Origin of the sequence: Pseudomonas sp. C32 (assembly GCF_030417915.1) — a bacterium.
Classification (GTDB): domain Bacteria; phylum Pseudomonadota; class Gammaproteobacteria; order Pseudomonadales; family Pseudomonadaceae; genus Aquipseudomonas.
This window is the reverse complement of record NZ_JAUHUK010000027.1, coordinates 30,728-43,842: the sequence shown is the minus strand read 5'-3', so window position 1 is coordinate 43,842 and position 13,115 is coordinate 30,728. Positions and strand designations below refer to the sequence as shown.

Genomic DNA, 13,115 nt, shown 5'->3' with positions numbered 1-13,115 from the left:
CGCGGTTTAGCGCGGCACGACCGGCTTGCGGGTCGGCTTGGGGCCTTTGCCCTTGGCGGCGTCCTTGCGTTCCTTGGCGGCCTGCTGGTTGCGGGCAAACGCCGCCGCCTTGGCCTGTTCGCGCTTGTCCCACGGATTGCCGCCATCGCTGGCACGTGGTGGCAGGCCCGTGTGCTGGGTCAGGATCTTGGTGGTCTTTTCCCCTGCAACCTTGTGGCTGCCGGCCGGCGTCGAGTTCTTGCGACGAGCGCTCTGGTAGCTGTCGGTGGACGGCTGGTGCAGCGGGATCAACTGGTTCTTGCCCGGCCCGATCAGGTCGGCGCGGCCCATGCGGGTCAACGCTTCACGCAGTATCGGCCAGCCTTTCGGGTCGTGATAACGCAAGAACGCCTTGTGCAGACGACGCTGCTCTTCGCTCTTGACGATAGTTACCGAATCACTCTTGTAGGTGACCTTGCGCAGCGGGTTCTTGCCCGAGTGATACATCGCGGTGGCGGTGGCCATCGGCGACGGGTAGAACGCCTGCACCTGGTCGGCACGGAAACCGTTGCCCTTGAGCCACAGCGCCAGGTTCATCATGTCTTCATCGGTGGTGCCCGGGTGGGCGGCGATGAAGTAAGGAATCAGGTACTGCTCCTTGCCCGCTTCCTTGGAGTACTTCTCGAACATGCGCTTGAACTTGTCATAGCTGCCGATGCCCGGTTTCATCATCTGATTGAGCGGACCTTCCTCGGTGTGTTCCGGGGCGATCTTCAGGTAACCACCGACGTGGTGGGTCACCAGCTCTTTAACGTACTCCGGCGACTCGACCGCGAGGTCGTAACGCAGGCCGGAAGCGATCAGGATCTTCTTCACACCCGGCAACTCACGGGCGCTGCGGTACAACTGGATCAGCGCCGAGTGGTCGGTGTTCAGGTTCGGGCAGATACCGGGGAACACGCAGGATGGCTTGCGGCACGCGGATTCGATTTCAGGGCTCTTGCAGGCGATGCGGTACATGTTCGCGGTCGGGCCGCCGAGGTCGGAGATCACGCCGGTAAAGCCCGGGACCTTGTCGCGAATCTCTTCGATTTCGCGAATGATCGATTCGTGGGAACGGTTCTGGATGATCCGGCCTTCATGCTCGGTGATCGAGCAGAAAGTGCAGCCGCCGAAGCAGCCACGCATGATGTTCACCGAGAAGCGGATCATGTCGTAGGCCGGGATTTTCTCCTTGCCGTACGCCGGGTGCGGAATGCGCGCGTAAGGCATGCCGAACACGTAGTCCATTTCTTCGGTGGTCATCGGAATCGGCGGCGGGTTGAACCAGACGTCGACTTCGCCGTGCTTCTGCACCAGCGCACGGGCGTTGCCCGGGTTGGTTTCCAGGTGCAACACACGGTTGGCGTGGGCGTAGAGAACAGCGTCGCCACGGACTTTTTCCACCGACGGCAAACGGATCACGGTCTTGTCGCGAGTCATGCGCGGGCTGGCCAGAATCTGCACGACCTTGGCTTCCTGCGGATCTTCAACCGGACCTTTTTCCTGCTCGATGGCGCAGGCCTGGGTGTCCTGGGTGTTCACGTACGGGTTGATGATCTTGTCGATCTTGCCCGGACGGTCGATGCGCGTGGAGTCGACTTCGTACCAGTCTTTTGGCGTATCACGGCGGATGAACGCGGTGCCGCGCACGTCGGTGATGTCTTCGATCTTGTGACCGAACGACAGGCGCTGGGCGACTTCAACAATCGCACGCTCGGCGTTGCCGTAAAGCAGGATGTCGGCGCAGGCATCGATCAGGATCGAGTTGCGAACCCGGTCCTGCCAGTAATCGTAATGTGCAATGCGGCGCAGGGACGCTTCAATGCCGCCGAGCACGATTGGCACGTGCTTGTAGGCTTCCTTGCAGCGCTGGCTGTAAACCAGGCTGGCGCGGTCCGGACGCTTACCCGCCATGCCGCCCGGAGTGTAGGCGTCATCGGAGCGGACTTTTTTGTCGGCGGTGTAGCGGTTGATCATCGAATCCATGTTGCCGGCCGCGACGCCGAAGAACAGGTTCGGCTCGCCGAGTTTCATGAAGTCGTCTTTGGACTGCCAGTTAGGCTGGGCGATGATCCCGACGCGGAAGCCCTGGGACTCCAGCAGCCGGCCGATGATCGCCATGCCGAACGACGGGTGGTCGACGTACGCATCACCGGTCACGATGATGATGTCGCAGGAATCCCAGCCGAGCTGATCCATCTCCTCCCTGCTCATGGGCAGGAACGGCGCTGGCCCGAAACATTCGGCCCAGTACTTGGGATAGTCAAATAACGGCTTGGCTGCTTGCATGTCGATAACCGGTGTTGGCTTTCATTGAATTTCGCGGGCGCGGAATATAGCACATTTTTTGACCAATTCCGACGGCTATGGTCGGAAATTGCGTCGCCCCTATCGCGAGCAAGCTTGCTCCTACAGGTACGACGCCCCCCCCTGTAGGAGCTGGCTTGCCGGCGATGGGGCCTTTCAGGACACTAAATACCTTACTCGTCATCATCGAAATTGTAGCTACCCGGTGCCAGGTTCTCGAAGCGGGTGTATTTACCGATAAAGGCCAGACGAATAAAGCCGATAGGCCCGTTACGCTGCTTGCCGATAATGATTTCGGCGATGCCTTTGTGCTCGGTTTCCGGGTGATACACCTCGTCGCGGTAAACGAACATGATCACGTCGGCGTCCTGCTCGATCGCTCCGGATTCCCGGAGGTCGGAGTTGATCGGCCGTTTGTTCGGCCGCTGCTCGAGGGAACGGTTGAGCTGGGACAGCGCCACCACCGGGCAGTTGAACTCCTTGGCCAAGGCTTTCAAGGAACGCGAGATTTCCGAAATCTCGTTGGTTCGGTTGTCGCCGCCGGAACCTGGAATCTGCATCAACTGAAGGTAGTCGATCATGATCAGGCCGATCTCACCGTGCTCACGCGCCAGGCGCCGGGTACGCGCACGCATTTCCGACGGGCTGATCCCGGCGGTGTCGTCGATGAACAGCTTGCGGTCATTGAGCAGGTTCACCGCCGAAGTCAGGCGCGGCCAGTCGTCATCTTCCAACTGACCGGAGCGCACCTTGGTCTGGTCGATCCGACCGAGGGACGACAGCATACGCATGATCAGCGATTCGCCTGGCATCTCGAGGGAATACACCAGAACAGCTTTGTCGCTACGCAGTACGGCGTTTTCCACCAGGTTCATCGCGAAGGTGGTTTTACCCATCGACGGACGACCGGCGACGATGATCAAGTCAGCCGGCTGCAGGCCGCTGGTCTTTTCATCAAGGTCGGTGTAACCAGTGGACAGGCCGGTAATGGCGTTGTCTGTGTTGAACAGCGTGTCGATGCGATCGATGGCCTTGGTCAGCAAATCATTCACACCCACCGGGCCACCGGTTTTCGGCCGGGCCTCGGCAATCGCGAAGATCTGGCGTTCCGCTTCGTCGAGGATCTCTTCAGCAGTGCGACCTTCCGGGTTGAAGGCGCTGTCGGCGATCTCGGTGCTGATGCCGATCAGTTGGCGCAACGTCGCGCGCTGACGGACGATCTGCGCATAGGCCTTGATGTTGGCGACGGACGGCGTGTTTTTCGCCAGTTCACCAAGATAACCGAGGCCACCCACTTGAGACGTCTGACCTTCCTTGTCCAGTTGTTCGGCAAGGGTCACGACGTCAATCGGGGAGTTCTGATCGGCCAGTTTGGCGATCGCACGGAAGATCAGGCGGTGGTCATGTCGATAGAAATCGCCGTCGGAGACTTGATCGAGCACACGCTCCCAGGCGTTGTTGTCCAGCATCAGACCACCGAGTACAGCCTGTTCGGCTTCGATGGAATGCGGCGGCACTTTCAGCGCGGCGGTTTGCAGATCGTATTGCTCAGGAGCGGAGATATCGTTCATGGCCACTTGAAATTGGAGGAATCAGAAAGACAAAGGGCACGACCTGTAAACAGGATCGTGCCCGATGTTACCGGCAAGCACCCGAGGGTGCCAGCCGACAAGTGCTGCTTAAGCTGCTACCACGACAACGCGTACGGTGGCTTCAACTTCGGCGTGCAGGTGCACGGCTACGTCGAATTCGCCTACGTTGCGGATGGTGCCGTTCGGCAGACGAACTTCGCTCTTCTGCACTTCAACGCCGGAGGCGGTCAGTGCGTCAGCGATGTCGTGAGTACCGATCGAACCGAACAGCTTGCCTTCGTCGCCAGCGGTGGCAGTGATAGTCACTTCCAGCTCGGCCAGTTGGGCAGCGCGGCTTTCAGCCGACGTTTTACGATCTGCTGCTGCTTTTTCCAGCTCAGCACGACGCTCTTCGAACGCAGCCAGGTTGGCTGGGGTCGCAGCGGTAGCTTTGCCGTAAGGCAGCAGGTAGTTACGACCGTAACCAGCCTTAACGTTCACTTTGTCACCCAGGTTGCCCAGGTTGGTGACTTTTTCCAGAAGGATCAGTTGCATGTGAAAATCCTCTTAACTTTTAACCTTCACCGTTCGCGCTATCGGCATCTTTCGGTGCCGAACGACCGCGAAAATCAATCAGGCTGTCGACGATGGCCAGGACCACCAGCAACGGATAGATCAGCTGCATGAACAGCAACAGCGTGACGTACAACCCCACCAACCAGAACCTGGCCAGTCGCTTTTGCGCCACCAGCCCGTGAATCAGGGCCAGCCCGGCAAACATCAGCGGTACACTGCACAACGGCGTCAACATGGCCATCTGCGAACCGAGATTCGGCCCCAGAAGCATGCACGCCAGCAGTAACATCGCCGGCAAAAGCGGGAAGCGGATGGCGCGAAACTCGCGACCAAAACCGCCCGGGTTGTACAACAACGCCTGCCAGTAGCGCCCGGCAAGCAGGCTCAGCACACTGACGATTTGCAACAAGGCCGCAATCAGGCCGGTCAGGACTGGTGCAATCAGGGACGCGAAACGCGCTTGCTCGTCTACCGACAACTTCTGGTAGACATCACCGAGTAGCGACGGCATGACTTTGATCAAAGCCTGCGCCAGCATCTCGATCTGGGGACCAAAAGCCGTCCCCAGCACCACTGAAAACACCACTCCCATCGCTATGCTGACCAGCAGCACGCGGTTCCAGGACTCGCTTGCGCGCAAAACCAACGCAAGGCTCGCAGACCCCAGCAGCACCAGAAGTGCCCGTGGGTCGTCGGAGTAGAGCCACCAGGCCAAGGCCGGCAGCATTCCCAGAGCAAGAACGCCTATGGCGTCCTTCAATCCGCGCCGCAGGAGCACAAGGCATCCAGCGGCAGCACCCAACCAATACAACAACGGCAATGCCGCGCATCCAGCCACTACAAGAGTGGCCTGCATACGGCCGCGCATGATGAACTCAGCTATGGCACGCATGCATTCAATCCTTTGCTACGTGTCGACTGCCCGGTCTCAGCGGCCGTGGCTGTCGGTGTAGGCCAGCAGGGCCAGGAAGCGGGCGCGCTTGATAGCGGTGGCCAGCTGACGCTGATAACGAGCTTTGGTACCGGTGATGCGGCTTGGAACAATTTTGCCGGTCTCGGATACGTAAGCTTTCAGAGTGTTGAGATCTTTGTAATCGATCTCTTTCACGTCTTCAGCGGTGAAGCGGCAGAATTTACGACGACGGAAGAAACGTGCCATTTGATAGGCTCCTTAAAAGGTCCGTGGATTACTCGTCAGCGTTATCGCTGTTGTCGCTGTCATCACTATCAGCGCTTTCAGCGCCTTCGTGCTCAGGACGGTCGCGACGCTCACGGCGCTCACTGCGGTTTTCTTCAGCCTTGAGCATCTCGGATTGGCCGGTAACGGCTTCTTCGCGACGGATGACCAGGTTACGGATCACTGCATCGTTGTAGCGGAAGTTGTCTTCCAGCTCGGCCAGGGCCTTGCCAGTGCACTCAACGTTCAGCATCACGTAGTGAGCCTTGTGAACATTGTTGATTGCGTAGGCCAGTTGACGACGGCCCCAATCTTCCAGACGGTGGATTTTGCCGCCATCTTCTTCGATCAGCTTGGTGTAACGCTCAACCATGCCGCCGACTTGCTCGCTTTGATCCGGGTGGACCAAAAAGATGATTTCGTAATGACGCATGAATGCTCCTTACGGGTTGTAGCCTGCCGCTCAAAAGCGGTCAGACAAGGAGTGAATGACACTTATGGACTTGCGGACGCTAGACACGTAGGTGCCTGCCATCACAGCAAGGGGCGCAATTGTAGAGAAGGGGCGAGAGAGGCGCAAGGTAATTGGTGATTATTTGAACAGCCACCATTTACCACACACCCGTAGGAGCCGGCTTGCTGGCTCCTACAGGCTGGATCAGGACTTCTTGGTGGCAGCCTTGGCTTTGGCACTGCGCTGACGCTGCGCCTCGAACAGGCATACGCCAGTCGCCACGGAAACGTTGAGACTGCTGACGCTACCGGCCATCGGCAGGTTCACCAGGTAGTCGCAATGCTCGCGGGTCAAACGACGCATGCCCTTGCCTTCGGCGCCCATGATCAGGATCGTCGGGCCGGTCAGGTCCTGGTCATAAATGCTGACCTCGGCCTCACCCGCCGTGCCCACTACCCACAAACCGCGCTGCTGGAGTTTTTCCAGAGTGCGCGCCAGGTTGGTGACGGCAACCAGCGGAATCACTTCCGCGGCGCCGCAGGCGACTTTTCGTACAACCGGTGTCAGGGTTGCTGACTTGTCTTTCGGCACAATCACCGCCAGCGCACCTGCCGCATCGGCAGAGCGCAGGCAGGCGCCGAGGTTGTGCGGATCGGTCACGCCGTCGAGCACCAACAGCAGCGGTGCGCCATCGGTGCGATCCAGCAGCTCGTCGAGCATTGCCTCGCCCCAGACCTGGCTCGGACTGACGTCCGCAACCACGCCCTGGTGCACGCCTTCGACCCAGGCATCCATTTCGCGACGCTCGGCCTGGCCGACCTGAACACGATTTTCGTTGGCCAGCTCAATCAGGGTCTGAACCCGCGGATCACTGCGACCTTCGGCCAGCCAGATCTGCTTGACGCGTTTCGGGTGGTGGCGCAGCAACGCTTCTACAGCATGCACACCGTAGATCTTTTCCAACTGACTCATGACTTGGCCTTAGGTTTACGCGCCCCGCCGCTTTTGGCTGGGGCCGAGCCCGCTTTTGGCGGGCCTTTACGATGTTTGCTCGGTTTGGCTGGCTTGCCGCCGACAGCGTTGTCAGCCGCCGACCGACTGGTCTTTCCCCCAGACGCCGCTTTACCGCCGCTTTTCGCACCGGCGAGCAACGCCTGCTTCATTTCACGGCTTTTGCGCACTTCGGCGTTTTTTGCCGCTGCATCGCTTGGGCGATAGGCTTCGGCAGTCTTTTCCTTTGCAGGACGACGACCGGTTTTCGCCGGCGCCGGTTCTGCGGCGGACTTGGAGGCAGGTGCCGCAGTTTCGGCGCCACGCTTCTTGCGACCGATTGGCGCGTTGATGGTGTTTTCAGCCATCTCGAAGTCGATCTTGCGCTCGTCGAGATCGACGCGCATGACCCGCACTTCTACGGTATCGCCAAGGCGGAAGCTGCGGCCGGTACGCTCACCGGCCAAGCGGTGGTGCACAGGATCGAAGTGGTAGTAATCGCCCGGCAGCGCAGTGACGTGCACCAGGCCTTCGACGTAGATGTCGGTCAGCTCGACGAACAGGCCAAAACCGGTTACTGCGGTGATCACACCCGGGAACGATTCGCCCACGCGGTCTTTCATGAACTCACACTTGAGCCAGTTCACTACGTCGCGGGTCGCTTCGTCGGCACGGCGCTCGCTCATCGAGCACTGCTCGCCGAGCTGTTCCAGGGCCGCTTCGTCGTACGGATAGATGCGCGCCTTCGGAATGGTCATCGCACCAGCACGGCGAACGTGCGGGGTGTCCTGCTTCGAATGGATCACGCTGCGGATCGCCCGATGCGTGAGCAAGTCCGGGTAGCGGCGGATCGGCGAGGTGAAGTGGGTGTACGCCTCGTAATTCAGGCCGAAGTGGCCCTGGTTATCAGCGCTGTACACCGCCTGGCTCAACGAACGCAGCATGACGGTCTGGATCAGGTGGAAATCCGGACGATCCTTGATACCAGCCAGCAATGCCTGGTAATCCTTCGGCGACGGGCCGTCCTTGCCTTTGTGCAAGGAAAGACCGAGCTCACCGAGGAACGCGCGCAGTTTTTCCAGACGCTCCGGTGGCGGACCATCGTGAACGCGGTACAGCGCCGGGATTTCGTGCTTTTTCAGGAATTCGGCGGTGGCCACGTTGGCCGCCAGCATGCATTCCTCGATCAGCTTGTGCGCATCGTTGCGCACGGTCGGACGGATTTCGGCGATCTTGCGCTCGGAACCGAAGATGATCCGGGTTTCCTGAGTTTCGAAATCGATCGCACCACGCACGTGACGGGCCGCCAGCAACACCTTGTACAGCGAGTACAACTGTTTGAGGTGCGGCACCACGTCGGTGTATTCGCCACGCAGTTTGCGCCCTTCGGTGGCTTTCGGCGTTTCCAGCATCGCGCTGACTTTGTTGTAGGTCAGGCGGGCATGGGAGTGGATCACCGCTTCGTAGAAGCAGTAGTCAGTCATTTCGCCGGATTTGGAGATGGTCATCTCGCAAACCATGGCCAGGCGATCGACTTGCGGATTCAGCGAGCACAGACCGTTGGACAGCTGCTCAGGCAGCATAGGGATCACGCGCTCAGGGAAGTACACCGAGTTGCCGCGAACCTGGGCTTCGGCATCCAGCGCCGAACCGAGTTTCACGTAGCTGGAAACGTCGGCAATCGCCACGTACAACTTCCAGCCGCCGGAGAACAGGCGCAGCTTGCCCGGACGGGCTTCGCAGTAGACCGCGTCATCGAAGTCGCGAGCATCTTCGCCGTCGATGGTGACGAACGGCAGATGGCGCAGGTCGATGCGCTTCTCTTTGTCTTTCTCTTCGACTTCCGGCTTGAGCTTGGCGGCTTCCTTGAGTACGGCGTCAGGCCAGACGTGAGGAATGTCGTAGGTGCGCAGGGCGACATCAATCTCCATGCCCGGCGCCATGTAGTTGCCCACGACTTCGACCACGTCACCTTGCGGCTGGAAGCGTGGTGTCGGCCAGTGAGTGATCTTCACTTCGACGAACTGACCTACCTGTGCATTGGCGTTACGACCCGGCGTCACCAGCACTTCTTGCTGGATCTTCGGATTGTCGGCAACTACAAAACCGATGCCGCCCTCTTCGAAGTAGCGGCCGACGATGGTTTCGTGAGCGCGGGACACCACTTCGACGATCATGCCTTCGCGGCGACCGCGACGATCCAGGCCAGACACTCGGGCCAGCGCACGGTCACCGTCGAACACCAGACGCATTTGCGCCGGGCTCATGAACAGGTCGTCGCTGCCGTCGTCCGGCACCAGGAAGCCGAAACCGTCACGGTGACCGCTGATGCGGCCCAGGATCAGGTCAAGCTTGTCCACCGGCGCATACGTGCCGCGACGGGTATAGATGAGTTGAGCATCGCGCTCCATGGCGCGCAGGCGGCGGCGCAGGGCTTCGATCTGGTCTTCTGTGGTCAGACCAAACTCTTCGACCAGCTGCTCGCGGTTAGCAGGCGAACCCCGATCAGCAAGGTGCTGAAGGATCAGTTCGCGGCTAGGAATAGGGTTTTCGTATTTTTCCGCTTCACGAGCGGCCTCGGGATCGAGGGACTGCCAATCGGCCATTAGAGAGTTTTCACCTTGTCTATATACGGGTTAGTTTGGCATAGGCGTAATGAAACGGGAAATTTCAGGCTAAGACCCCCCATCTAAAGCCCCATATCGACACCGCAAAGCTGTTTTGAAGACCGCTGGCGAAATTTTCCAGTTTTTTTTGAGCCTGGGGGTTTACAGTTAAAAAGACGCTCCGTATAGTGCGCGCCATCGACGACGGAGACGTTGCCGATACTGCCCAGATGGTGAAATTGGTAGACACGCCAGCTTCAGGTGCTGGTGACCGCAAGGTCGTGGAAGTTCGAGTCTTCTTCTGGGCACCAATTTCGAGCTTGAGATTAGATCAATTTCAAGGCTCACACAAAAACCCGCGAAAGCGGGTTTTTTGCATTCTGGAGCTCTGATTTATTAATTTTAAAATCAGGGGTTTACAGATCAAAACACGCTCCGTATAGTGCGCCACATCAACAGCGGCAACGCTGAAGATGAATGCCCAGATGGTGAAATTGGTAGACACGCCAGCTTCAGGTGCTGGTGACCGCAAGGTCGTGGAAGTTCGAGTCTTCTTCTGGGCACCAATTCAAATTCAAGGTTACGGCCTTGGATTTCACAAAAACCCGCGAAAGCGGGTTTTTGCGTTTCTGGTATTTGAAAATTAAACCACCCTCTTCTGTAGGAGCGAGCTTGCTCGCGATGCACTCGAGGTTAACGTTTGCCAGCAGATAGAATGCGTCATCGTTCACGCCCATCGCGAGCCAGCTCACTCCTACAGGAATCAGCGTCCGCATTTGAGAAACAATATCGTTTATCATTGTTACAAGTTTTTGCAATGTGACAGTGAGGAACCCTGCGAATGATGTTTCGAAATACCCTGCGCCGCGGCCTGATCACCACCCTCCTCGGCCTGGCACTCGCCACTCCCTTCACCCAAGCCGCCGACCCGGTTGCCCTGACGCTCTACAACGGTCAGCACAAAGAAGTCGGCGACGCAGTCGCCAAAGCTTTCGAAGCCAAAACCGGCATTCACGTCAATGTCCGCAAAGGCAGCAGCAATCAACTCGCCAGCCAGGTTGTCGAAGAGGGCGACCGCTCCCCCGCCGACGTGATCTACACCGAAGAATCGCCACCACTGAATAAACTCGGCGAGCAAGGCTTGCTGGCCAAGACCGATGACGCCACCCTGGCGGTTCTGCCCAAAGAATACGTAGCCGGCAACGGTACCTGGATTGGCGTCACCGCCCGGGTTCGCGTCGTGGCATTCAACCCCAAACTGATCGACGAAAAAGACCTGCCAAAATCGGTGATGGAGTTCTCCGATCCAAAATGGCAAGGCAAGGTCGGCTTCGTACCCACCAGCGGCGCCTTCCAGGAACAAGCCGTGGCAATCATCAAAGTGCACGGCATGGATGCAGCCGAAGAATGGCTGACCGGCCTGCGCGCTTTCGGCAAGACTTACAGCAACAACATGGTCGCGCTCAAAGCCGTGGAAAATGGCGAAGTGGCCACTGTACTGGTGAACAACTACTACTGGTTTGCCCTGCAACGGGAAAAAGGCCAGCTCGATTCGAAACTGCATTACTTCACCGGCGGCGACGTCGGCGGGTTGATCACCGTGTCCAGCGCTGCCGTCCTGAAATCCAGCAAACACCCAAAAGAAGCCCAGCAATTGCTCGCCTACATGGCCAGTGAAGAAGGCCAGCGCGTAATCACCCAGACCACCGCCGAATATCCTTTGCACAAAGGCATGGAGTCGGATCGTGGGCTCAAGCCGTTCAGCGAACTGGAAGCACCGAAAGTCACCCCCGCCGATCTCGGCAATGCTGAAGAGGCGCTGGATCTGGAACGCGACGTTGGCCTGAATTGATGGGCGCTTCACTTTCTACGCACACGGGATATGTACCGCGCCGCAAGCGGCCTTCTATCTGGCTGATGTTGCCCGTACTGCTGCTGGTTGCGCTTAGCTTGCTGCCTCTGCTGTATGTCGGCCTTAAGGCTTGGCAAGCCGGCTGGGCAGAAGCGCTGCACTTGCTGTGGCGACCTTATGTCTTCGGCTTGTTGCGCAACACCCTCGCCTTGATGATCGGTGTCACCGTTACTTGCGGGGTAATCGGTTTGTCGCTGGCCTGGCTACTGGAGCGCAGCAATCTGCCGGGCCGACGATTGTGGGGCGTGATTCTCTGCCTGCCGTTCGCCGTGCCGGCTTTTGTCAGCAGCTTCACCTGGGTTTCACTGAGCGCACATTTCGAGGGACTCGGCGGGGCCATCCTGGTGATGAGCCTGTCCAAATACCCGCTGATTTTCCTGCCGGTGGCGGCCACCCTGCGCAACCTCGACCCAGCTCTCGAAGAGTCCGCGCGTACGCTGGGGCAGAATCGTTGGGGCGTATTCTTCAAGGTTACTCTGCCCCTGCTCTGGCCTTCGTTACTCGCCGGTTCACTGCTGATTGCGCTGCACATGCTGGTGGAGTTTGGCGCGCTGTCGATCATCGGCCTGCAAACTTTCACCACGGCGATCTATCAACAGTTCGAGCTGGAATTCAGCAACGCCAACGCAGCCATGTTGTCAGCGGTCCTGCTGGCGCTGTGCCTGATGTTGTTGTGGCTGGAGCTGCGCGTTCGCGGCAAGGGTCGGCATGTACGTACTGGCCAGGGCGCGGCGCGACAGGCGGAGCAGGTTCAATTGGGGCCGTGGGTGGTCGCCGGACAACTTTACTGCCTGTTTTTGGCAATCATCGGCAGCGGGATTCCGCTGGGCATGCTGGCTTACTGGTTGGCTGTGGGTTCATCGGCGGCGTTTCCGGTGGCAGCAATCAGCGAAGCATTGCTTTCATCCCTCGCGCTGTCTCTGGGCGGCGCTGCGTTGTGCCTGGTGCTGGCGGTGCCAGTAGGATTGCTGGTGGTGCGCTACAAAGGCCAACTGGCGATCTGGGCCGAACGCCTGCCCTACCTGCTGCATGCGCTGCCGGGACTGGTGATCGCGCTGACCCTGGTGTATTTCTCCCTGCATTATGTGCCGGCGCTGTACCAGACTTCGGCGCTACTGCTGATCGCTTATGCGTTGCTGTTTCTGCCGCTGGCGCAGGCGCCGATTCGCACCGCCCTGACCAAGGCCGCGCCGCAACTGGAAGAAGCCGCGCGAACGCTGGGCGCTTCGTCGTTCAGCGCTTTTTGCCGAGTGACGCTGCCGATCATTTTTCCGGCGCTGGGTGCGGCGTTCGCGCTGGTGTTTCTGGATGCAATGAAGGAGCTGACGGCGACGCTGCTGTTGAGTCCGACAGGGCTGAATACACTGGCAACGGAAGTGTGGGCGCATACCGCAAATGTGGAGTTTGCGGCGGCGGCGCCTTATGCGGCGTTGTTGATTGTGGTGTCAGGGTTGCCGGTTTATTTGCTGACAACCCGGATGTATTTGAGTCGCTAGCAAAA

10 protein-coding genes and 2 tRNA genes are annotated in these 13,115 nt (G+C 59.0%); 4 read left to right on the top strand and 8 right to left on the bottom strand.

What is annotated here, in order from left to right; all coding sequences use genetic code 11:
* Positions 1 to 6: 6 nt before the first annotated feature.
* From QYH43_RS24370 to rnr, 8 genes are all read right to left on the bottom strand, one after another.
* The gene (locus tag QYH43_RS24370; RefSeq protein ID WP_301158269.1) at positions 7 to 2,310 is read right to left on the bottom strand and encodes a YgiQ family radical SAM protein; all 2,304 of its coding nucleotides are present in this window, start codon (positions 2,308 to 2,310) and stop codon (positions 7 to 9) included.
* Positions 2,311 to 2,501: 191 nt separating this feature from the next.
* Positions 2,502 to 3,899, bottom strand: coding sequence for a replicative DNA helicase (dnaB, locus tag QYH43_RS24365; RefSeq protein ID WP_095056358.1), 1,398 nt, complete (start codon positions 3,897 to 3,899; stop codon positions 2,502 to 2,504).
* A 108-nt stretch (positions 3,900 to 4,007) separates the two neighbouring features.
* The gene (rplI, locus tag QYH43_RS24360; protein WP_046039839.1) at positions 4,008 to 4,454 is read right to left on the bottom strand and encodes a 50S ribosomal protein L9; all 447 of its coding nucleotides are present in this window, start codon (positions 4,452 to 4,454) and stop codon (positions 4,008 to 4,010) included.
* 19 nt (positions 4,455 to 4,473) lie between these two features.
* The gene (locus tag QYH43_RS24355) at positions 4,474 to 5,367 is read right to left on the bottom strand and encodes a hypothetical protein (protein ID WP_053153717.1); all 894 of its coding nucleotides are present in this window, start codon (positions 5,365 to 5,367) and stop codon (positions 4,474 to 4,476) included.
* A gap of 36 nt (positions 5,368 to 5,403) precedes the next feature.
* The gene (gene rpsR, locus QYH43_RS24350) at positions 5,404 to 5,634 is read right to left on the bottom strand and encodes a 30S ribosomal protein S18 (RefSeq protein ID WP_002551829.1); all 231 of its coding nucleotides are present in this window, start codon (positions 5,632 to 5,634) and stop codon (positions 5,404 to 5,406) included.
* Between the two features lie 28 nt (positions 5,635 to 5,662).
* Positions 5,663 to 6,085 (bottom strand): 30S ribosomal protein S6, encoded by a 423-nt coding sequence (rpsF, locus tag QYH43_RS24345; RefSeq protein ID WP_003217491.1) that lies wholly within the window; start codon positions 6,083 to 6,085, stop codon positions 5,663 to 5,665.
* Between the two features lie 225 nt (positions 6,086 to 6,310).
* Complete coding sequence (gene rlmB, locus QYH43_RS24340) at positions 6,311 to 7,078, bottom strand: 23S rRNA (guanosine(2251)-2'-O)-methyltransferase RlmB (RefSeq protein WP_095056359.1); 768 nt, start codon at positions 7,076 to 7,078, stop codon at positions 6,311 to 6,313.
* Complete coding sequence (rnr, locus tag QYH43_RS24335) at positions 7,075 to 9,702, bottom strand: ribonuclease R (RefSeq protein WP_095152255.1); 2,628 nt, start codon at positions 9,700 to 9,702, stop codon at positions 7,075 to 7,077. Before rnr ends, rlmB begins: the two co-directional genes overlap by 4 nt.
* A 224-nt stretch (positions 9,703 to 9,926) precedes the next feature.
* On the opposite strand from rnr, the gene QYH43_RS24330 reads away from it, so the two are divergent.
* From QYH43_RS24330 to QYH43_RS24315, 4 genes are all read left to right on the top strand, one after another.
* Positions 9,927 to 10,013: transfer RNA gene (locus QYH43_RS24330), tRNA-Leu, on the top strand.
* 168 nt (positions 10,014 to 10,181) lie between these two features.
* A tRNA-Leu gene (locus QYH43_RS24325) sits at positions 10,182 to 10,268 on the top strand.
* 275 nt (positions 10,269 to 10,543) lie between these two features.
* Positions 10,544 to 11,554: an extracellular solute-binding protein gene (locus tag QYH43_RS24320; protein WP_095056361.1), complete on the top strand. Its 1,011-nt coding sequence runs from the start codon at positions 10,544 to 10,546 to the stop codon at positions 11,552 to 11,554.
* Positions 11,554 to 13,110: an iron ABC transporter permease gene (locus tag QYH43_RS24315; RefSeq protein WP_301158268.1), complete on the top strand. Its 1,557-nt coding sequence runs from the start codon at positions 11,554 to 11,556 to the stop codon at positions 13,108 to 13,110. The genes QYH43_RS24320 and QYH43_RS24315 overlap by 1 nt, the downstream gene beginning before the upstream one ends.
* Positions 13,111 to 13,115 lie beyond the last annotated feature (5 nt).